The organism is Paenibacillus sp. W4I10, assembly GCF_030816325.1.
GTDB lineage: Bacteria > Bacillota > Bacilli > Paenibacillales > Paenibacillaceae > Paenibacillus > Paenibacillus amylolyticus_B.
Genome location: NZ_JAUSXX010000001.1, coordinates 3,935,188 through 3,957,019, shown reverse-complemented (window position 1 = coordinate 3,957,019; position 21,832 = coordinate 3,935,188). Strand labels below are relative to the sequence as shown.

Here is a 21,832-nt window from a genome sequence, read left to right as displayed (position 1 = left end):
AGACGCATGCAAACAGAAGCATGGAAGGAAACAATAAGTGAACAGGAGGCAATGGAGTGTTGTTCTTCCCTATTGGAACGATCAAGCTCTCATAACATCATAGAACATCACAGTTTATTAGAAGAAAAGAAGGGGCGACAGCATATCGAAGATATAGCTACAGAAGATATATCTTTAATGGAGACGAGTGACATTCTATTCCCTTCTCCAATAGCAGGTAGCTATAGTCACATGATGGAACAAAGTAACGTCCGGCGTCGTCAATTGTCATCATTCGCTCATCTTATTTTCGGATCACGCCTACTTATAGGGCTTGTGATTCTGTTCAGCGCAGGCACGATCTATTTTGCTTCTTCAGTGGAGGCTGCGGGCATAGATCTTGGCGTAACAGCGCAGAAAGCCTGGGATTCCGTTTTGAACAAAGCCGATGCACAAACCAAGTTAACGTTGAAGCAAGCGTACGAGAAAGTGGGGAACTGGAAGGCTCAAGAGCAGGCTTGGGAACAAAAAATAAAGACACTTCATGCCGCCAATACCGCAGAGCTGGAGCGATTACGTGTAGAAATAAGACAAACCGATGACGCGAAGGTCGTAGCTCTAGCTGAAAAGGTAAAGCAAACACAGGCCCGCTATGAGCCGCTATTCGCCCTCTATAGTTCAGTCAATCGACAGTTGGATGCAGCCAAGGCCATCAAAAATAAGGAATGGAGTGCAGCGATCCGCACTCAGGCGGAGACGTTGAGACCTGTTGTGAAACTTGCCAGAGAAGACATCCGGATCAAGAAAAAGGAACTTGCTGAAGCACGTAAACAGAAGAGCGCTGAAATAAAACGTTTACGAGTTATGCTAGCAGGGGCCGACTCCGCGAAGAAACAGATTCAAACGGCGAAAAAACAGGCAAGTCTGGCAAAAGAACGATATTCCAACGCTCTACAACAGTTCAAACAGAATACAAAGCAAGGCCAAACGTCACGTATACTCAGCTCATTGAACACATTGGCTTCTGCAGCAGAGAAGTGGACAGGCACAAAACAAAACATTCATACACTGGAGCAAAAAGTGTCCACTACATATGTGAAAGTCAGACAGGAAATCGCCAAGAGACCCAAATAAGAGGAAACCCGGTTCTCTCCGCAACGTACACAACTTTAGATGTAAAGACGCTTCGATGATGATGGAACGAGGTGGAACTATTGCAGTCCAAGTTGGAAACGAAACGTACGGGGGCAAAAGGTTTTAAACGTAAACGTTACAGGATTCCCAGCGTTGTACTAATTTTGATCATTGGTTTCATTGGGATTGGTACACAATGGTCACCAAAAATAACGGTATTTTTATTAAAATCATTAATTGAAATTACTAATTCAGACACAAATAGCAAGGGCACTATGCTCTCGGGTGGGATAACTCGTGTTGCGGATGTACCCTATGTAGATGAAGGGCGTAATGACAGTACGCTGGATATCTATTATCCTTCCGTAACATCGGAGCCTTTGCCTGTTGTGTTGTGGGTTCATGGCGGTGGATGGGTCTTGGGTAATAAAGAGGACATCGCAGATTATGCCGTACAATTAGCCAAACAGGGCTATGTTGTGGTCAGTATGAATTATGCGCTCGCACCGGATATGAAATATCCCATTCCCGTGGTCCAGACAAATCAGGCTTTGAGTTACGTGAAGAAACATATCAGTGAGTATCAGGGTGACCCGGAAAACATATTTCTCGCAGGCAATTCGGCAGGTGCCCAGATTGCAAGTCAGACTGCGGCAGTGGTGACCAATCCTTCTCTCGCCAAACTGATGAATATAACGCCAGCCGCCCAGCCGGAAGAGTTGCGTGGGGTTCTTCTATTCTGTGGTCCATACAATCTAAGTACGGTAGCCAATACAGGCTTTCCACTCATACGGACATTTCTCTGGTCATATACGGGAGTCAAAACATTCGAAGACTATCCACGTCTGCATGAAATGTCGACCGTGCTTCAGGCCACATCAGAGTACCCGCCTGCATTTATTACCTCAGGCAATGATGACCCGTTGACCAGTCAATCGATTGAGCTCGCGCAAGTATTGAAGCGCCTTGATGTTGAGGTGGAAACCTTGTTTTTCTCGAACTCATCAGAGAAGCTGGGACATGATTATCAATTTGATCTGGAGAGTGACGCTGGACAACAGGCGATACATTCGGCAGTACGATTCATGCAACAGTATAGTCGATGAGCAGACAAGTCTGTGGTACACTCGAAGCAAATGAGGGCGCAGGAGGAGAAGTATGGCAGATAAAGAAGATTTGACCCGGTTCGGGGTGGCGTTTCCTACACCTCTGATTGAGCAGTTTGACCATTATATTGAGGAACAGGGATACAAAAACCGATCTGAGGCTTTCCGTGATCTTGTTCGCAAAACATTACTGCAACCTTCTGCATTACAATCCGACCAGGATGTGGCAGGCACCATTGTGATGGTCTACGATCACCATATCAGTGATCTTCCCATTCGTTTGATGGAGCTGCAACATGAGGCGCATCATGACATCATTTCCAATATGCACGTGCACCTGAACCATGACCAATGCCTGGAGGTTATTGCCGTACGAGGGAATCTGGGGCGATTGCGTCATCTGCATCAACAGATCCAGGTGCAAAAAGGGGTATTGTATGCGGAGCTCTCCGTGACTTATGTAGATGAGCTCAACAAACTAGCCCATGCTCAGAGTAGCGGTCAGGATCACAATCCGGATCAAAGCCTGGATCATAATCACAGTGCGGGGCAGCATGGTCACAGCCATCATCATCATCGCTCTACGGAGTAAGACAAATACGAGTGTAATTTCTATGAAAATATAGCAAATCTAAAAAACAGACTATTGGTTAGATGCCAACTGTCTGTTTTTTTTTTTGTTTGTTATAATACCTGACTTTATAGAGCGCTACAAATGCTCGGTTATATAACTTTTTATTTATTGATTCTGAAAAATGAAAAAATATGGATTATGAAGTGAACTTTGTTGACATATGATTTATGTTTTGTGCTACAATTTCTCTAAAAAGTAACACGAAAAAAGTGAGTGCAGCACATATTAAGAGGGGGAACGACCAGAATGGGCAGATTTTCATGGAGATGGGGAAAACGAAAAGTTAGAACAGGATTAGGCATCTTGCTTGCATGTTCCATTGGTTTATCTGGTTGTGCACAGGGCACAGCGCCAACAGCTTCGTCAGTAGAGGATGGACAATCAGGAACAACCTCAACCAAAGACGAATTGGTGCTGGCCGTTGGCACCGAGCCGGAAGGTGGGTTTGATCCAACAACCGGATGGGGGCAATATGGGTCACCACTTTTCCAGAGTACCTTGCTGAAGAGGGATGCCAAGCTACAACTGGTTAACGATCTGGCAACGGCATACTCAGTTAGTGAAGATGGGCTGACCTGGACGGTTACACTTCGGAACGATGTAAAATTCTCTGATGGGGAGCCGCTTACGGCTGAAGATGTAAAATTTACGTTTGATACGGCTGCTCAGAGTGGGTCTGTCATTGATTTGACAAATATGGCTGATGTGAAGGCACCTGATGATAGCACGGTTGTATTTACACTGAAGTCGCCGCAGTCTACATTCATCAGTCTGCTGACGACACTTGGCATTGTACCTGAACACGCCTATGGCGCTGATTATGCAGAACACCCGGTCGGATCAGGACCGTACAAGCTGGTTCAGTGGGACAAAGGACAACAGGCTATCGTTGAAGCCAATGAAGAATATTACGGTAAGAAGTCTGCATTCCACAAACTCACCTTCCTCTATCTGGATGAAGATGCAGCCTACGCCGCTGCACAGGCAGGTACGGTGGATATCGCTGCTATCCCGGCAGCGTTTAGCAAACAACAGGTGAATGGCATGACATTGGAGGCCGTGAAAACCGTAGATAACCGTGGCATCATGTTCCCCATGCAACCTGCTGGTGCCAAGTCGGGAGATGGTCTTCCCGCAGGAAATAATGTGACATCCGATCTGGCCATTCGCCAAGCGGTGAATGTTGTGATTGATCGTAAGGCTTTGGTTGAGGGTGTACTGGAAGGGTACGGTCGTCCAGCCTATTCCGTTAGTGATGATCTGCCTTGGAGTAATGCGGAAGCTGTATTTACAGATGCCAATCTCGAAGAAGCGAAGCAGATTCTGGCCGCTGGTGGCTGGGTAGATGCGGATGGTGACGGTATCGTCGAGAAAAAAGGAGTTAAGGCCGAGTTCAATCTGCTTTATTTTGCAGGTGATTTAACAAGACAATCTCTGGCGTTAGCTACTGCGGATATGGTTGCCCAGGCGGGAATTAAAATCAATGTTGAAGGCAAAAGCCGTGAAGAGACGAAAAAGCTGGCTTACTCCAACGCTGTATTATTTGGTTGGGGCAGCCATGATCCACTGGAGACGTATAACCTCTATAGCAGTACCCACAAGGGAGAAGGATATTACAATGTAGGACTGTACAGTAATCCTGTCGTGGATTCATGGATGGAGAAGGCCCTTCAGGCAACCAGTGAGGAAGAGGCATTGCCCTTCTGGCAAAAAGCGGAATGGGATGGCACAACAGGTTTCAGTTATCAGGGGGATGCACCTTGGGCGTGGCTCGTAAATATAGATCATCTGTATCTGGTTACGAAAGGACTGAACATTGGTGAGCAGCAGATCCATCCCCATGGTCACGGCTGGCCGGTGACAACCAATCTGGAGGAATGGTCCTGGGATAACAGCACGAAGTAGGAAATAGGAAACCTAGCAGTAGCTTTAGCCTGAATTGGGGAGAGATTGGATGACGGGCAGAAATGGATGGGCCAGATTTGTTGGTTTTAAAGTGTTGCGACTTGTATCTTTATTGGTTGGAGTCAGTGTGTTGTCTTTTCTATTAATGCAATTCTCTCCTGTGGACCCGATTGAAGCCTACATTGGTGGAGACATGATCAGGGTAAGCGCCGAACAGCGCAGTCTTATCGAAGAACGGTGGGGATTGAATGAATCCCCTACAGAACGATTGCTCACTTGGGGACAAGCGCTTATTCAGGGAGATCTGGGAACTTCGATGATCTACAGACAACCTGTAGCGGATATTATTCAGGAACGGTTCATGAATTCTGTCGCGCTTATGGCTGTAGCTTGGATATTATCCGGCATCATTGGTTTCACTCTTGGTGTAGTTGCTGCCATGAGACGGGATTCGAAGCTGGATCGTCTGATCTGCTGGTATTGTTATACGCTGGCCTCCACGCCGGTATTCTGGATTGCGCTGTTGCTGCTGATGGTATTTGGGGTGTGGCTCGGATGGCTTCCAGTTGGTCTTGGGGTACCCGCAGGGATGTCGGCTGATCAGGTGACCTGGGGCGATCGGGCTATTCATATGATTCTGCCAGCGTTGACTCTCAGTCTGACCGGAGTAGCTTCCATCGCTTTGCATACCCGGCAGAAGCTTACAGATGTGCTGGAGTCGGATTATATTCTGTTTGCGAGAGCGCGGGGTGAGCGTGGATTTCAGCTGTTCCGTCGGCATGGGTTCAGACATGTTGTTTTGCCAGCCATCACGTTGCAGTTTGCTTCGTTCAGTGAACTATTCGGTGGGGCTGTGCTTGCAGAACAGGTGTTTTCATACCCAGGCCTTGGTCAGGCAACGGTTCAGGCGGGGTTGCGTGGAGATGTTCCACTGCTGCTTGGACTTGTGATGTGCAGTGCGATTTTTGTTTTCACAGGTAATATGGTGGCCGACATTCTGTATCGCTTGATTGATCCACGGATGAAGGAGGAGCTGATGTCATGAAGCAGACGCTAGAACGCTCCTCCGAGCAGACGGCAGAAACAGCCGAAGCACAGAAAGTGAAAACTGCGAATCAAGAGGTACGGTACATGGCCGCCAGCAATCAACGTTTCCGAAATCCTCGCCAAAGAGCGGTGATCTGGGGAAGCCTCGCGGTGATCTGGATTGCCATTGTGTGGTTGACGGGCAGGCTGCTTCCGGCTGGTTCTACGCTGACTTCATTAATGGATCGGAATTTGGCTCCAACCTGGGCGCATCCATTTGGCACGGATTGGCTTGGAAGAGATATGTTCATGCGTACATTAAAAGGTTTGGCAACCAGCATTCAAGTGGGATTACTTGCTGCATGTGGTGGCGGATTGATCGCAATGCTATTGGGTTTGGCTGCCGCTTCAAGCAAGGCTGCTGACCGGGTAATCTCATGGATTATCGACCTGTTCCTGAGTGTACCTCATCTGGTATCGCTGGTTATGCTGGCCTTTGTATTCGGTGGAGGTTTGGCAGGAGTGGCGGCAGCGATTGCGCTGACTCACTGGCCAAATCTGGCTCGGATTGTAAGAGCGGAGATGATTCAACTGAAATCCGCAGAATACATTCAGATTTCACACAGGTTGGGTCAATCGCGGTTACAGATTGCGGTGCAACATATGCTGCCACATCTGGTCCCGCAGCTGTTCGTGGGCGTATTGCTAATCTTTCCCCATGCGATTTTGCATGAAGCAGCCATTACGTTTCTGGGGCTGGGGTTGTCCCCACAACAACCAGAAATTGGAATTATTTTGTCAGAGTCGATGAGATATTTATCTGCTGGCATGTGGTGGCTCGCTTTTTTCCCTGGACTGGCATTGTTGCTGGTTGTTCGTGCGTTTGATGTATTGGGCAACAGTCTGAAGACATTGACGGGTACAGGTAGTTCAAGGGAGGTGAGGTAAATATGGCTCTTCTTGATATTGAGGGAGTATCGGTGTCATTTCGGCGCGCTCGCGGCTGGTTTGGGCACGAACAGACTTATGTCATTCAGAATCTGGATCTTTCCATAAACGAGGGTGAGATCATGGCTGTAGTAGGCGCAAGCGGATCAGGTAAAAGTGTGCTGGCGCAGGCCATTATGGGCATTCTGCCTGCCAATGCCAGGTTGGAGGGGAGAATAAGCTATAGTGGCGAGCCTTTGACTCCAGAGCGGCAGCTTCATCTGCGTGGTGAGGAGCTGATGTTAATCCCGCAATCCGTCAGTTATTTGGACCCGCTGATGAAGGTGGGGAGGCAAGTTCAGCCGATAACTCGAGATTTGGGAAGGAAGCGTAGATTCATGAATCAAACCCACTTGAAAAAGACGGAGCAGGAGCTGACGGATCGTTATCATCTTCCTCAAGGAACAGCTGGGAAATACCCGTTTGAGTTGTCCGGAGGTATGGCAAGGCGGGTGTTGATGGCTACAGCAACCTCAGGTCAGCCCAAGCTGATCATTGCCGATGAGCCGACACCAGGCATTCATCCCGAAGTACTGGCCGAGACAATGAAGCAATTTCGCAAGCTTGCGAATGAAGGTGTAGGAATTCTGTGGATTACTCATGATATCACGACAGCCCTGACGGCAGCGGATCGCATCGCTGTATTTTACGCAGGGGCCAATGTAGAGACGGCGCAGGTTGATGATTTTAAAGGGAATGGAGAACGTCTGCGCCATCCTTATACAAAAGCGCTCTGGAATGCGTTGCCGCAGAACGGATTTCAGCCACTCCCAGGCTCCCAGCCGTTGGCAGGTCAAGAGATCACCACAGGATGTTCATTTGCTCCCCGATGTAGCGCAGCAACCGTTGCATGTACCCGCGAACGTCCAGAGCTTCGTAAGGTACGGGGCGGAGAAGTGAGGTGTTTCCATGTCACTTGAAGCACGGGAGGTAAGTTATCGTTATGATCAGAAATCATGGGTATTCCAACAGATGAACATGCAGGTGCAACAGGGAGAAGTGGTTGGCTTGTGGGGACCAAGTGGTTGTGGGAAAACAAGCCTTGGTCGCATACTTGCAGGATATGCCGAACCCGTGGCAGGACAAGTGTTACTGGAGGGAGAACCGCTCCCTCGTACAGGAGTATGTCCGGTTCAGCTGGTGTTTCAGCACCCGGAGAAAGCTGTGAATCCACGCTGGCGGATGCGTCGTGTACTTCAGGAGGTGGCCGTGCAGGATGAGCAGTTGCTCGAAGCTTTGGGGATTCAGCAAGCTTGGCTTGACCGCAGACCGAGTGAATTATCCGGTGGGGAACTGCAACGATTCTGTGTGGCACGAGCACTTGGTACATCGACACGTTATGTGATCGCAGATGAGATGACAACCATGCTGGATGCCATCACTCAGGCACAGATCTGGCATACCGTGATGGGGGTGGCTCGCCAGCGTAATCTGGGGCTATTGATCATAAGCCATGATCGGGATTTGCTGAACAGGTTGTGCGATAGAATTACACCGATGCCGGTATCGATGTCACTGTAATTTTAATTATGTTTTGAATAAATAAAATGATCGAATACAAAAGGGGTGCCCCGTAGTCATTGACCATGAATGTGAGTCATGGACTTGACTACGGGGCACCCCTTTTACCCTTTTGACAAATATTCGTCATTTAACGAACAGTACACGTTCTGTTCGCAACATACATAGATGTAATTGACAGCTTATTTGCCCGACACATTGCTTAACAACACAGATAACCTGCGCATCGCCTCTTCAACCGTAGAACGTGGACAGGCTACATTAATACGCATGAACCCTGTACCCTCTGTTCCAAAGAAACTCCCGTCATTGAAAGCAAGCCCTGCTTCATGAAGCAGCATGTTGCATAGTTGTGCATGTGGGATATTCAGCTCCCGGAAATCCATCCATAACAGATAGGTCGCTTCGGGCAGATGCATTTTAATCTGAGGCATATGTTCCGCAACATATTGCTGTACATACTCCATATTTCCACGGATATAGGCAAGGCACTCATCCAGCCATTCCTCGGCACCGTTATATGCAGCTTCAGTTGCAACAGCTCCCAACGTACTGATACTGGCAAGTCCCATCGTTTTTACACCCTGCGCGAACGATTCCCGCAACTTGGCATTGGGGATGATGATATTGGATGTGCAGAGGCCAGGAATATTGAACGTTTTGCTTGGAGCCGTACAGATGATACTTAGATCAGAGACGGCGTCCGAGATCAGGGTCAGTGGTGTATGAGTTCCGCGCTGATGAACAAGATCGGCATGAATTTCATCTGAAACCATCAGTACGTTGTATTGCAGACACAGCGACGTGAGCCCTTCAAGCTCCTCTCGAGTCCATACCCGTCCAACCGGATTGTGAGGGCTGCACAGAATTATCATTTTGACCCGCCCCGTCTGTAAGCTGGCTTCCAGTTGTTCCAGATCCATCGTGTAATGACCGTTATTCTCTACCAAAGGATTGGTGATCAGTTCACGGCCTTGACCACGTACTACTTCATAGAAGGGCGCATACACCGGAGTTTGGATGACCACTGCATCTCCCGGTTGAGTGAATCGTTGTACAGCAATACTGAGTGCGGGCACAATACCTGGAGTGAACACAATCCAGTCATCGTTAATTTTCCAGTTGTGGCGCCGTTCCATCCAACCTGCAACAGCGGCATGATACGCTTCAGTCCGCACTGTATAACCGAAAATCCCGTGCTCCATCCGTGTTTGCAGGGCCTGAATGACGGATGGTGGAGCAGCGAAATCCATATCGGCCACCCACATCGGAAGCGCATCAGCAGCGCCGAAGATCTCCTCAAGCGCGTCCCATTTTTCTGATCCGGTAGAGATCCGGTTAATAGACTGGTCAAATGTACTGTTATTGTTATTCATCGTATTTAATCCCCCTTGAGTTCCGTTCCTTCGACCACAAATCGACAAATCATTATCTAATACATTGGTTAATTTCGCAACTGTTGTGCATAAATGATTAGCTTCATATGTATGATCCGGATTTCGGGACTTTATTCATATAAGAACAAATTAACGAGCGAGAGAACAGCAGGCATACAACAAAGACTATTTTTGTACGCCCTTGGCCCTGTTTTATCCATTTATCGTTTACAAGCTCTTGTCAGATGCTATTATATTGCTAACATTTGGTGGAACAACGGGCTGTTATCCGAATAAGCTCGTACCCATACATGATGAGATAACTACATGAGCCTTTTGCATAAATCGAGCGATCGTCTTGAATCGTATTTTGCATAAGGCTGACATTGGAACACAGGAGGCGTTTAGGGATGAAAAGCAAAAAGTGGTTGATTGCTGCGGGTGTGTTTGGCATGGTGTTAACCGGATCGGCAGGTGTATTTGCAGGTACACAACTGGAGACGATCAAAGCTTATCTGAACCATGGGCTCGCCATCGAAGTGAACGGACAGAAATTTACACCGACAGGTGACCAGGGCAAAAAGCTTGCGCCAATTACATATCAAGGCAGTACATATCTCCCCGTTCGTTCGATTGCCGATGCGTTGAAGACCGAAGTGAAGTATGATTCCCAAAACAATAAAGTAAGCATCGGCTCTTCAAGCTCTTCTGGTGGGTCCACATCCACAGGCAACAGTGGATCGACATCACCATCTACAGGCACGAACTCACAGGCGGCAGGCGTGAAGTCCAAGTATCTGCCAGCAGATTTCCCATTACCGAAGGATGCGAAGGCAACAAGTCTCATTGAGAACATATTGGATGGTGACAAAAAAGTAGTGCTCACGTACACAACCAAAGAAACGTTGCTAACCGTTGGAACATCCTACAAAGACTACTACCAGACCAAAAACTTGAGTCAGAACACTCAGGATATCCAGGCAGACGGCTTCAGCATCGTGGGTCGTGAAGATGGGAAATATGCCGTAACCATCACAGGTTCGGTGTCTGCAACCAACAAGGATCTGAATGAAATCACCGTAGTGTGGGGCGAAGAGTAATCTTTCCTTCTATAAAAGGTGAACAACCAAAGCCGCCCGTTGAAATCATTACAGATTTCATTGGACGGCTTTTAGGGTTGAATCCATATCTGGTTCTATACTCTCTGAATTAATAGTCTAAATATTAGTCCGTTACAGGTACTCGTTAAACCATCCGGCAATATGCTCCAAACGGCGTACCCTCAAGTGAGGGTGACCTCCACGGGACAACTCGTGGTTGGCGCCTGGGAAACGAACGAGCCTTGTTGTCTGCTTACGCCGTTTCAACGCAATGTATAATTGCTCGGCCTGTTCAATTGGACACCGCAGATCCTGTTCGCCATGTAAAATGAGCAGCGGAGTACTCACGTTGCCGACATAAGCGAGCGGGGAATGTTTCCACAGCTTTTCCGTGTCATCCCACGCGTTACCCCCAATCTGATCTTCCGTGAAGAAATATCCAATGTCACTTACGCCATAGAAGGATAGCCAGTTGGAGATGGAACGCTGGGTAACAGCGGCCTTAAAGCGGTCCGTGTGTCCAACAATCCAGTTGGTCATGAAGCCACCATAACTGCCCCCGGTTACGCCCAATCTGGATTCATCGATAAACTCATATTGGGATAGGGCATAATCCACGCTCTCCATGAGATCGCGATAATCGCCACCACCGTAATCTCCGCGACATGCGTCTACAAACTGCTGCCCGTATCCGAGCCCTCCGCGTGGATTAATGTACACAACAGCGTAGCCTTGTGCGGCGAGAATCTGGAACTCGTGCATAAATGTAAAACCATACATCATGTGTGGGCCGCCATGAATCTCCAGAATGGTCGGGATTTTGACCCCATCGACCATGCCATGAGGTTTCATGATCCATCCTTGCAGACGCAGGCCATCTGAGGAATTAAACCAGAAGGTTTCCGGTGTACTAAGGTGGATCTCATCCTCAAACTGTGGATTGCTGCGGGTGAGTTGAATCGGTTCTACCCCGGGATCTTCCGGTTGTTCATACATATAGAGATCACCAGGATTTTGTGTATCGGCAACAGCAGCAACGATCTGCCCGTTTTCCAACTCGGCAAATTGATAAATCTCCCGTTCGTCAGGCCATATATAGTCGGCACTGCTGCCGTCTCGTGCGAATTTGGCGATGCGTACACTACCATGGATAGTCGCCAGACAGAGGATGGATGAACCATCCCTGCTGAATACAGGCCCCGTAGTTGTCAGATGTGATCGCATGTCGCCAACAATGCTGTGATTCAACTGTACGTCCCAATCGGTGCTCAGACATACGAGTTCACCACCTGATAACTGAAGGGTGTACAACTTCACAAGTGTGGCATTTCCATAGGAACGGTCACTGGCGAGCAGTGCAATGGATTGTCCATCCGGTGCAAAGGCCAGTCGGCTGAACGTATATCCTTCTTGGGTCAACTGCTGCACATCTGATCCGTCTGCCTTGGCAAGGTACACATGATTGGTCAGGGTGTAATCGTTATGATCCTCGCCATCTTCGGGCATCTGTGCAATCCAAGCGATGGATGTTCCGTCCGGGGACCAGGCATAGTCTCCAACGTCATAATGACCTGTAGTTACAGGAATTGCTTCCGCATCGATCGGTGCGAGAGCGAAGAGGTGGGAACGGCGACCGTTCCATAATCCACTGGCATCTGACTTCATGCGAATCCGGTCTACGACATGTTCTTGCAGCAGTTTGGGTTTATCGTCTATAGGATCTGTATGTTCTGATTCTTCATCTCCGCTCATATTCACGGATGATTTCACAAGTATGGTATGACCATCTGGTGACCAGAGCAGGGAACTGACGCCATGTTTCAGATGACTGATTTGCTGTGCTTCTCCGCCATCTGATGCGATAATCCACACTTGGGATTTCCCGTCAACCTCTCTTAAAAAGGCCAGCTGAGACCCATCGGGCGACCAGGCAGGGGAATGATCCTTCTCACCAGAGGTAAAGGGCCTGTCCTTTTGACTCCCCAGATGCAGCAGTCTCAGGTGAGAACAATAACCGTCACGTGCTTCATTCGTTTTCCGGCTTACATATACCAGTTGTCCGCTTTGAGGGGACGGAGTTGGATCATTAACCCATGTAATCTGATAAAGATCTTCCGATGTTATGCCGCGCTGACTCATCATTGTTTGTCCTCCCACCATGAATTAGAATTGGTTAATTTCCTAACCTTTCCATTTATATTAACGGAAAGCAAGTGACAGGACAATATGACTAAGGATGGGAGGGGAGACTTTTATAACAGCGATCGGAAGGTTGTTCTGTCATCGGAGTGACCCATGTAAAAATTCTTTAGTTCAATTCATATAGGTGTGTTAAAAGGAATTGCTCGAAGGATGACGAATCCTAATGTTGAATAAGCGCAGAAATGATGAAAAATGGTCTTAATTTAATGTTTAACTTCGGTGAATTTGGTTTAATGGACAATGCAATTCCTGTTCTACAATCAGGTATTTGGTTCATAGCCATTCGTTTATATAGAACTCGTATGATTCAGTCGTAATGAAGGAGGAACGTCACGTTGAGCACATCCTATGAGCAGCATGTAGAATATCCAAACCGGAAACGAATGGCGTGGCTTACGGCAGGGGCGGCACTTTTTGTGGCAGCCGGATTTTTTTTGATTTTTGATCGTTCTTCAGGTACGAATGATTCCATCCTTTCGGATGTGATTGGACTTCTATCCATTTTGTTTTTTGGGCTATGTTTCTGCTACAGTCTGGTAAAGATGATTAAGAAGGAACCTTCTTTTGTAATCGATGAGGATGGGTTTGTGGATGCATCTTCTTATACCGCAGGAGGAGCCGTGGCCTGGAGAGACGTTGAGAATATTTTTATGTATGAATTAATGGGACAGAAAATGATCGGGGTCAAATTGCGGGACGAGAAAGCCTTTCTGGATCGCCAGAACGGGATGAAACGCAAATTGATGACGGTCAACAGCAATATGGTCGATGCGACCATCAGCGTTGCCCAAAGTAGCCTCACAGTGCCACTGGATCAATTGTATATCATGATGATGAGCCACTGGAGACATGTGAGTGATAACATGATATATGATTCGTATAACCATCGTTAGAGAGGTCAGAATGTCCATAAGTCTTCAGAATGGAGGAATATAGATGATGCATGATAATCAGACACGCACAATTCTACTTCCGGATGGAACTGCCCTGCCTGCGATAGGGCAAGGCACATGGAACATGGGAGAGAAGCAATCCAGCCAAGAAGAAGAAATACGGGCACTGCGTTCCGGTATTGAACTGGGAATGACCGTGATTGATACGGCGGAGATGTATGCAGAAGGTGGGGCAGAAGTTGTTACGGGAAAGGCCATCTCGGGCCATCGTGACGAAGTTTTTCTCGTATCCAAAGTGTATCCCCATCATGCGGATCGCAAGCAGATGATTACGGCCTGTGAGCGTAGTCTTACGCGTCTTGGTACAGATCATCTGGATATGTATTTGCTCCACTGGCGAGGGGGAGTGCCACTCGAAGAGACGGTTGAGGCTTTGGAACAATTAAAGCAATCCGGTAAAATCCTTCGCTGGGGTGTATCGAATCTGGATACAAGGGATATGCAGGAGTTATGGAGTCTGCCGGAGGGGTCTCAGTGCATGGTGAATCAGGTGCTTTACCATGCAGCTTCGCGTGGTATCGAACATGATCTGCTTCCCTGGATGCGGGAACGGCATGTTCCAGTGATGGCGTATTGTCCCTTGGCTCAGGGTGGCAGACTTCGAAGTGAATTGTTGGAGCATCCCGTCATTCAGGAGATTGCACAGGGTCGAGGAGTTACGACTTCGCAGATCGCATTAGCCTGGGTGATCAGGGATGGAGATGTGCTGGCGATTCCCAAGGCGGTACAGCTGAATCATGTGGCAGACAATGCAGCAGCAGTGAATATCGTTTTGACACAAGAGGAACTCACCCGGTTGGATGAGGCATTCCCTGCGCCTAAAGGTAAGGTACCTTTGGATATCGTGTAGCTGGCTCTTTTTATGGGATAAGCATATGAATAAGATAACAATACGATTAATAATGTTATGCAGAGCAGATCTTCACGATCTGCTCTTTATTTGTATGGATATCGATAGCGGAAGCTTGCCCTTCAATTAAGCGAATATATATTTTAACAAATGGGCTTTACAACACTATTTTACTAGTGTACTATTTAACTAACACACCAGTACGGAGAGGAGCGAGTGCTTTGTGACTATGGAATTTGATAACAACTTACCAATATATCTGCAGATTATGCAGTACATCAAGAGACAGATTGTAACCGGGACACTTCAGGCAGGTGACAAAATCCCTTCGGTTCGTGAACTGGCGGCTGAATTACAGATCAATCCCAATACAGTACAACGGACATTTCAGGAACTGGAGCGAGAAGAAGTGGTCGAAACCAAACGGGGCTTGGGCAGATACGTGACAAGTGAGGAGCGGAAGATTATGACGATCAAAAAAGAGATGGCCGGTGAATTGCTGGAACGCTTTCTGACCGGAATGCAGGAACTGGGGATTGAAGAGCAGGATATCTTATCGATCGTAGCCGATGCCGTTGCGGAAGGAAAGGGAGGAAAAACGCATGAGTAACATCCTTGAACTGAACCAGATTAACAAGACATATGGCAGTAAGAAAGCGCTCAGTAATATCACATTGGATATTGCTCCTGGCCGAATCGTAGGTTTGCTGGGTAGCAACGGCAGTGGCAAAAGTACGCTCATGAAACTGGTTGCAGGTTTGCTGCATCCGAGCAGTGGAACGATTCAAGTCACAGGTAAGCCTGTTGGGCTGGAGACGAAGTCACTGGTTTCATTTATGCCGGATCGTCCATTAACCGAGAAGTGGATGAAAGTGCGGGATGCGATTTCGTACTACCGCGATTTCTATGCTGATTTTGACGAGGAGAAGGCACGGGAGATGCTCGATTTCATGAACCTTGTCGAGAGTGATCGGGTGCGGCATCTATCGAAAGGTATGAATGAGAGACTACAACTAACACTGGCGCTATCCCGTAAGGCTCGTCTGTATCTACTGGATGAACCGATTGGCGGAGTAGATCCGGTTGCGCGTGGCAAGATTCTGGATGCGATCGTCAAATTTTATGATGAAGACAGCAGTCTGATCATCTCCACACATCTGGTGAATGATATCGAACGGATTTTTGATGAAGTCGTCTTCATTCGTGAAGGTCAGCTGGTGATGCGGGAAGAAGTGGAAACGCTCCGTCTGAAGTATGGGAAAAGTGTGGATGAGATGTTCAAGGAGGTCTATGCGGAATGATGACATTATTGAAGTATGACTTTAGAAGGAACTGGAATACACTGCTGGCTGGGCTGGTTATTTTGATTATTGCGCAAGTGGCGCTTTCCCTTTTCATGTCTGAGGTCGCAGGGGTTGTGCTTGGCATTATGGGTTATGTTGGGGTAGGGGTGGCTATTTATGTGAAAATGATCAAAACATACACGTCCAATATCCGCTCTTATAATCGCCGTCTTTTACCCGTAACGGGGCTATCCCATGTGTTGTCTCCTTTGATCTTTGGAGCTCTTTGCGGGCTGGGATTAGTTATTATATTCACAACTCATGCCTACATCTATATCTCAATGAAACTCAGAATGAACATGGTTACCAATATAGATCTTTCGGGTCTGCATGTTTCGGATTATATTAGTTTGTTGCTGTTTATCGCTTGGGTTATAGTATTTATGACTGTCATCATCTTTCTTTCGATCTCGATTGCGGGCAGCTTCCGTTGGAGAACCGGGCCGTGGATCGGAATCGTTGCATTCTTAGTCCTCGTTAATCTGATTGGCTGGTTGGAGAATATGATTATGACAGGACGCTTCAGTCCAAATGAGATGTTCCGTTACACCGAAGAAAGTACAGGTATTGCAATCACAGCCAATGGCGTATTATGGTCGGACGGCATGTGGGGAAGCACTATATTTGAAGTAATCGTAGCAGTTATCTTGGTGTGGGCTACCATTTATCTGAACAACAAAAAAGTTGAAGTCTGATGACAGGATAACTTGAACGTGATGCGAGCAACCAGGGTTGCTCGTTTTTTTTTACATCCAGTGATGATCCGATTTTTGAATCCAACCCCATTAATTATACGTAAATATAGATATAATGTGTGTACAATGTGAGACTAGGCTAAAGAGAACGAAAGGGGATATGTAAGGGAAAGGAGAACGTATTATGGAACTATACTTCAGGGATAATTTTTTTAACGCGGGTTACACCGAGATTATGAATCCGAATCAGGAACAGGCAGGACATCTGGATTTGAAAAGTTTTTTTGGCTCTTCGCTCGATGTATCCGATAACTCGGGATTGGTCTGCAGCGGCAAATTCCGCATGTTAACCAATCGTTGGGATATCACTGCAGCCGATGGGAGACATTTGGGAGTATTGCGAGCGAGGTTTAGTTTCTTCAGCAAAAAGTATGAGTATGATGCAGGATCGCGTGGTACGTACGATGTGTCTGCTCCAGCATTTTCGCAGGAATATGATATAAGTGGCAGTGGTGGCCGCATCGTGGCCAGTTTCCGTCGCACCAGTGGCTGGTTTAGTTCAGGGGCATTTGTATTGGATAACCAGTCGGAACAACTGGACACGTATGAATTAATTGCAGTAGTCATGGGCGTGCACGCCATTAATAAAAGACGGAACTCGGCTGCCAGCAATGGTGGAGGTACGTAATAAGGTAGCGCTGATTCGTCGTGTTCTTGGCCAAAGCAGTTGTTTCAGAACCGGTTGAACCAGATCATGCGAATGTGTCAGAAACAGGAATTGGATCGCAAGTAACAGGAGATAAAGCTCTTGGTTGATCATAGGGTTACGGCCCGTTTTACCAGCAAGTAAGTACAGTAAAAAGGTTTGGATGAGATCATCCAGACCTTTTTTATATGGGATTGTTTTTGAGCGCAAAGGGTTTTGGTTAACCGACTTTTACGAAATCAATGACCATCGGCTTTTGCGAGCGGTTTTTCCTCGGGTTGGCGGTGCTGAACTTCATTGGAGTGTTCGGAATGTTTATCAGGTTCTTTTTCCGCATAACGAGCCAATGCCTTGGCAGCTGTCTCGGACATCCGCTCCCGCAGCATTGGATGGTCAGCAATTCGAACCCGTTTTCCGAGAAAACGCATTTTGGATAAGACGTAATCCATCTCATTGCGCGGAACGGTCAGCTCGATCCGATATGTCTGCTTGGCTTCCAGGTACTCGACCTGTTTTTCGAAGCAGGAGAAGGCATAGAGGATTCGGGACAGCTCCTGATTGAACTCAGGCAATACTTCGATGGTGATGATCGTTTTGCGCTTCTCTGTAATTGCAGCAATTCGGGCAGTGTAGCCAGAAGCGGTATCCGGCTCAACTGGTTGAGCTTCCACGGTAACGATGCTGTGCAGCTTGGTAGACATGAGTTTGTCAAAGCGAGGCGCGTACCAGAGCACGTACCATTCTTTTTTGACCATGGAATACTCCAGTTTATACGGGAAACCAAATTCATCATGACTCGTGCGTCCATTACGGACGCGGCCTGTCATTCGAAATCCCTGATGATGCAGAATGATTAGTCGTAACTGTCTAAGAAGTGGATGAGAGACACTGTTTTCCTCACTTTTGGCTTTTTCGGTCAGATAATCCTGAAGGTTCAGGTCCTGCTCACCATTCAGCATGTTGTGCATTTTATCCAACGTTACAGCGCTCAGGGCTTCTCTTGCGGCAGGGTGATTCAGCATCATGCGAAGCCAGGCCCGTTCCTGTGAAGTCCAGGTGAACAGTCCGGTTTCATTCAGTCGGGTCATCATCTGGTAATTGAACATCTTCTCGAACAGGTTCATAATATTCCGCAATCTCCTTCCATTCCTTGATCATCTCCTGGCGTAGTCTCTGAGGTGCGATGATTTCGCAGCTGGAGCCAAAACTTCGTAACCACGGTTTGATCTCGGTGGTACCGTTGACCTGGATTTCGTAGAGAGAGGTATGATCCGTTTCGGGTATGATCTTGCCCCATTGACCTTGCAGACGAACCCGATCCAGAATGAAGTTGCGCTGACCACGCTCCGGGTGGAAAAAGCGAGCTTGAACCGTCACGGTATTCCCCGTATCTACCAGCCAACTGTAGCGACTGATGTCAGTCCACTGCTGCTTCAACTCGAGCATGTATTCCTCTTCTACGGAGTCCTGTTCCTCCAGTTGGGTTATGCCTTCCATTCGGAATTTCACAAAGCCGCGGCGGCCCTGATATCCAATGACATACCAACGACCATACTGATGGTCATAGACCACTTCAAGGGGAACGATCCGGTTGGTTCGACCACCTGCTTCCCGTTCAAAGCGTGGATTCGTATTCTGTGAACTGTAGCTGGATGGTTTTTTCGGTGAAAAGTACAGAAACTGCACACGCTTGCGCTGACGAATCGCACTAAGCAGCGTGTAGAGATGAGCTTCGTCCAGGATACGAGAGTAATAGTGATACTTATAGATATAGGGTTCGGTAGCTTCTTCTTGTGGAAAACTTGCCGTAATGGCTTTCTTCAGACTGTCCCGCAATAAATATCCCTGTACGGAAGGCACCTGAGTATTCGCCATCATATCCACAAAATCATACAACTCCAGCTGTTCCTCCACTGTTAATTCGGTAAGGACATCCTGTTGCAAGGCATATCGATACGGTCTGCCACCAGGCTCTTTTCGAATAACCCCAACCTCTTCCAGATACTTCAGATCAGAGCGAATGGTTTTCTCGTCAGGTAACGCAAGGTCTTCCGGCAGATCAGCACAGCAGGCGTCCAGCAGTTCCATCGCGGTCAAAGTTTTATGTTGTAAGGTATGCAGAAGGACAGAAAGTCGCTGAACTTCAGTCTCTTTCATCGACTTGGCGCGGAAGAGGAAGAGCAGCAGGGGTTCAGCCGATTCTCCATACTGGAAGCGGACGAGATCCGCCATTTCCCGGCTTGCTTCGGCACCTGGGCGTTGATCAGCGACGGTCTGCATGATTTCTTTTAATTTGCGATTGGTTTTATCAAAGGTATGTACGGATATGCCAAGCCGTTCGGCGTACTGTTTGCGGTTATACGCACCGCTTGTTAGGGATAACATGCGTAAGAACTGAATTTCTTTGTCAAAACTCTCTCTTGCCATGAACATTCACTCCTTGTTATCCCTTCATTGTAGCAGGAAGAGTGGCGGGTTTCATTTTAAACTTGTGAAGATTGCAATTTCAGAAAATGATTCTTCGCCATACTTTCGCCATGTTCGCGTGCAGATGTGTGAGGCATAATGAGGATGTGAAGCGGGGCAGCAACAAGCACTGTGGATCAAGGTTCCGAGGCGCCAGGGAGGGTTACTTCGACTGTTAATCGACCAGGTTGTTGGTTCGAATCCAATCGCCGCCGTTCATGGCGGTGTAGCTCAGCGGTAGAGCGGGTATTATACCTTCCCACCTTTTTCCTCGGAACATTTTATTATGAAAGAACAGCCAATAGACTCACACCGGGAGGCCATGAGTGATGAGCAGAGCCAAACAATTATTTAATCAACCTCAGCCAACGACACGTAATCATGGGGGCTACGGAGCCTATGAGCGATTGGTGGAGGAACAATATATACAGATGTTGATGACCAATACATTAAACAATACGTTCTATGCAGATACCCAGCAACTGATGCACGATGCGATGGTCAGTCATCAGGAGATGGCTGAGGTCGATGCAGGGTTTATGGCGCGGGCGCTGGTCTATGCTCGTAATGAAGGTTTGATGCGGTTACAGCCTCTATACGGGCTGGCATTTCTGTCCAAGGTGGACGCGGATCAGTTTGCAAAGGTGTTCTCCCAAGTCGTACAGACGCCGGCTGATTTGGCCGATTTTCTGACCATTCTGAGAGGAATGGGTCGGGGGCAGGGCGGCCGAGCGGTGAAGCGTCAGGTGAGTCTCTTTTTGAACGGCATTACTGAGTATTGGGCGATCAAATACAACGGGCGTGGGCGTGGATACAGTCTGGGCGATATGATCGCTACAGCACATCCCAAGCCGATAGATATGAAGCAGCAATCCTTGTTTCGTTATTTGCGCGGGCATGAGGTGGATCTTACGGAACTGCCGCAGTTACAAGCGCTGGAAGAACTAAAAGCTACGCCCAACCCCGCAAGCCGGATGCATCTGATCGAGAAAGGTAAACTTCCGTATTCGGTGGTCACCTCGATCATGCAACCGACACGTACGGTGTGGGAGGCGTTAATGTCACAAATGCCGACCTTTGCGTTGCTGCGTCATCTGAACGCAATGGATCGCGCGGGAGTTTTTGAAAAATCGAAAAATATCGATTACGTAACAGGTCGTTTAACGGATGCAGAAGCCCTGCGTAAGTCGCGCATATTGCCTTTCCGATTCGCCAGTGCATATGAAATGATTGCGAGGGAAGAGTTGCGGGATGCTTTGCGACAAGCGGTAGAGCTATCCATTGGCAACCTGCCAACGCTGCCGGGAAGAACGGCTATTTTCCTGGATCGTTCCGGTTCCATGCAAGGGGATTATTTACGGATTGGTTCGGTACTGGCGCTGGCGCTTTATAAACAAACTGGAGGTAACGCACTGTTCTGGTTATTCGACCATATGGTTGAAGATGCTCGTCCCAAGATGAATGAAAGCATTCTTTCCCAAGCTCACCGTATTCGTGCACAAGGTGGAACAGACACCGGTCGACCGGTGCGGGAACTTCGGGATATCGGAGAAAAAGTGGATCAGATCATTATGATCACCGATGAACAGCAGAATGAAGGCAGCCCGTTATATGCCGAGCTTGAGCGATATCGCCGGATGATGAATCCGGAGTTGAAGGCATTTATTGTGGATATAGCACCTTATCGGCAGGCAATGGTACCGCCACGGGATGGCAAAACCTTTTACATCTACGGTTGGAGTGAAACGGTATTGACGTATATTGCCGAGACTGTGGCAGGATATGATACACTCGCGAATCGGGTGAGAGCGATGGATATTGAATTGCGGGAATTTGGAGGCGACTGACC

At 47.8% G+C, this 21,832-nt stretch carries 20 protein-coding genes; 16 read left to right on the top strand and 4 right to left on the bottom strand.

What is annotated here, in order from left to right:
* Positions 1-177 precede the first annotated feature (177 nt).
* From QF049_RS17880 to QF049_RS17845, 8 genes are all read left to right on the top strand, one after another.
* Entirely contained in the window at positions 178-1,113 is a 936-nt protein-coding gene (locus QF049_RS17880) for an AAA family ATPase (protein WP_307539350.1), read from the top strand.
* A gap of 92 nt (positions 1,114-1,205) precedes the next feature.
* Complete coding sequence (locus QF049_RS17875) at positions 1,206-2,219, top strand: alpha/beta hydrolase (RefSeq protein ID WP_307539348.1); 1,014 nt, start codon at positions 1,206-1,208, stop codon at positions 2,217-2,219.
* Between the two features lie 52 nt (positions 2,220-2,271).
* On the top strand, positions 2,272-2,811 hold the full coding sequence (gene nikR, locus QF049_RS17870; RefSeq protein WP_307539346.1) for a nickel-responsive transcriptional regulator NikR: 540 nt from the start codon (positions 2,272-2,274) through the stop codon (positions 2,809-2,811).
* 288 nt (positions 2,812-3,099) lie between these two features.
* Positions 3,100-4,758, top strand: coding sequence for an ABC transporter substrate-binding protein (locus tag QF049_RS17865; RefSeq protein WP_307539344.1), 1,659 nt, complete (start codon positions 3,100-3,102; stop codon positions 4,756-4,758).
* Positions 4,759-4,807: 49 nt separating this feature from the next.
* The gene (locus tag QF049_RS17860; RefSeq protein WP_307539342.1) at positions 4,808-5,803 is read left to right on the top strand and encodes an ABC transporter permease; all 996 of its coding nucleotides are present in this window, start codon (positions 4,808-4,810) and stop codon (positions 5,801-5,803) included.
* Positions 5,800-6,732, top strand: coding sequence for an ABC transporter permease (locus QF049_RS17855; protein WP_307539340.1), 933 nt, complete (start codon positions 5,800-5,802; stop codon positions 6,730-6,732). Before QF049_RS17860 ends, QF049_RS17855 begins: the two co-directional genes overlap by 4 nt.
* Positions 6,733-6,734: 2 nt before the next feature.
* Positions 6,735-7,691 (top strand): ABC transporter ATP-binding protein, encoded by a 957-nt coding sequence (locus tag QF049_RS17850; RefSeq protein ID WP_307539338.1) that lies wholly within the window; start codon positions 6,735-6,737, stop codon positions 7,689-7,691.
* Positions 7,681-8,292 carry an ABC transporter ATP-binding protein gene (locus tag QF049_RS17845; RefSeq protein WP_307539336.1) on the top strand — a complete coding sequence of 204 codons (612 nt, stop codon included), beginning with the start codon at positions 7,681-7,683 and terminating at the stop codon, positions 8,290-8,292. The genes QF049_RS17850 and QF049_RS17845 overlap by 11 nt, the downstream gene beginning before the upstream one ends.
* Before the next feature lie 182 nt (positions 8,293-8,474).
* On the opposite strand, the gene QF049_RS17840 is transcribed toward QF049_RS17845, so the two are convergent.
* Positions 8,475-9,668: a MalY/PatB family protein gene (locus QF049_RS17840; RefSeq protein ID WP_307539334.1), complete on the bottom strand. Its 1,194-nt coding sequence runs from the start codon at positions 9,666-9,668 to the stop codon at positions 8,475-8,477.
* A gap of 410 nt (positions 9,669-10,078) precedes the next feature.
* Here QF049_RS17840 and QF049_RS17835 point away from each other — a divergent pair, with 410 nt between their 5' ends.
* Positions 10,079-10,768, top strand: a complete 690-nt coding sequence (locus QF049_RS17835) for a stalk domain-containing protein (RefSeq protein WP_307539332.1) — start codon at positions 10,079-10,081, stop codon at positions 10,766-10,768.
* 132 nt (positions 10,769-10,900) lie between these two features.
* On the opposite strand, the gene QF049_RS17830 is transcribed toward QF049_RS17835, so the two are convergent.
* Positions 10,901-12,910: a S9 family peptidase gene (locus QF049_RS17830; RefSeq protein ID WP_307539329.1), complete on the bottom strand. Its 2,010-nt coding sequence runs from the start codon at positions 12,908-12,910 to the stop codon at positions 10,901-10,903.
* 395 nt (positions 12,911-13,305) lie between these two features.
* Here QF049_RS17830 and QF049_RS17825 point away from each other — a divergent pair, with 395 nt between their 5' ends.
* From QF049_RS17825 to QF049_RS17800, 6 genes are all read left to right on the top strand, one after another.
* On the top strand, positions 13,306-13,863 hold the full coding sequence (locus QF049_RS17825) for an STM3941 family protein (protein WP_307539327.1): 558 nt from the start codon (positions 13,306-13,308) through the stop codon (positions 13,861-13,863).
* Between the two features lie 46 nt (positions 13,864-13,909).
* The gene (locus QF049_RS17820) at positions 13,910-14,773 is read left to right on the top strand and encodes an aldo/keto reductase (RefSeq protein ID WP_373428351.1); all 864 of its coding nucleotides are present in this window, start codon (positions 13,910-13,912) and stop codon (positions 14,771-14,773) included.
* A 223-nt stretch (positions 14,774-14,996) separates the two neighbouring features.
* Positions 14,997-15,383 carry a GntR family transcriptional regulator gene (locus tag QF049_RS17815; protein ID WP_091015665.1) on the top strand — a complete coding sequence of 129 codons (387 nt, stop codon included), beginning with the start codon at positions 14,997-14,999 and terminating at the stop codon, positions 15,381-15,383.
* A complete protein-coding gene (locus QF049_RS17810) occupies positions 15,376-16,074 on the top strand; it encodes an ABC transporter ATP-binding protein (RefSeq protein ID WP_307539321.1) in 699 nt (232 codons plus the stop codon). Before QF049_RS17815 ends, QF049_RS17810 begins: the two co-directional genes overlap by 8 nt.
* Entirely contained in the window at positions 16,071-16,811 is a 741-nt protein-coding gene (locus tag QF049_RS17805) for a hypothetical protein (protein WP_307539319.1), read from the top strand. Before QF049_RS17810 ends, QF049_RS17805 begins: the two co-directional genes overlap by 4 nt.
* A 184-nt stretch (positions 16,812-16,995) precedes the next feature.
* Positions 16,996-17,499 (top strand): LURP-one-related family protein, encoded by a 504-nt coding sequence (locus QF049_RS17800; RefSeq protein WP_307539317.1) that lies wholly within the window; start codon positions 16,996-16,998, stop codon positions 17,497-17,499.
* A gap of 257 nt (positions 17,500-17,756) precedes the next feature.
* Here the strand turns inward: QF049_RS17800 and QF049_RS17795 are convergent, their stop codons facing one another.
* Both QF049_RS17795 and QF049_RS17790 read right to left on the bottom strand, forming a co-directional pair.
* Positions 17,757-18,641 carry a WYL domain-containing protein gene (locus QF049_RS17795; protein WP_307539315.1) on the bottom strand — a complete coding sequence of 295 codons (885 nt, stop codon included), beginning with the start codon at positions 18,639-18,641 and terminating at the stop codon, positions 17,757-17,759.
* Complete coding sequence (locus QF049_RS17790; RefSeq protein WP_307539313.1) at positions 18,589-19,944, bottom strand: helix-turn-helix transcriptional regulator; 1,356 nt, start codon at positions 19,942-19,944, stop codon at positions 18,589-18,591. The genes QF049_RS17795 and QF049_RS17790 overlap by 53 nt, the downstream gene beginning before the upstream one ends.
* 368 nt (positions 19,945-20,312) lie before the next feature.
* Between QF049_RS17790 and QF049_RS17785 the strand changes: the two genes are divergently transcribed.
* Complete coding sequence (locus QF049_RS17785) at positions 20,313-21,830, top strand: TROVE domain-containing protein (protein ID WP_307539311.1); 1,518 nt, start codon at positions 20,313-20,315, stop codon at positions 21,828-21,830.
* The last annotated feature ends 2 nt before the right edge of the window (positions 21,831-21,832 follow it).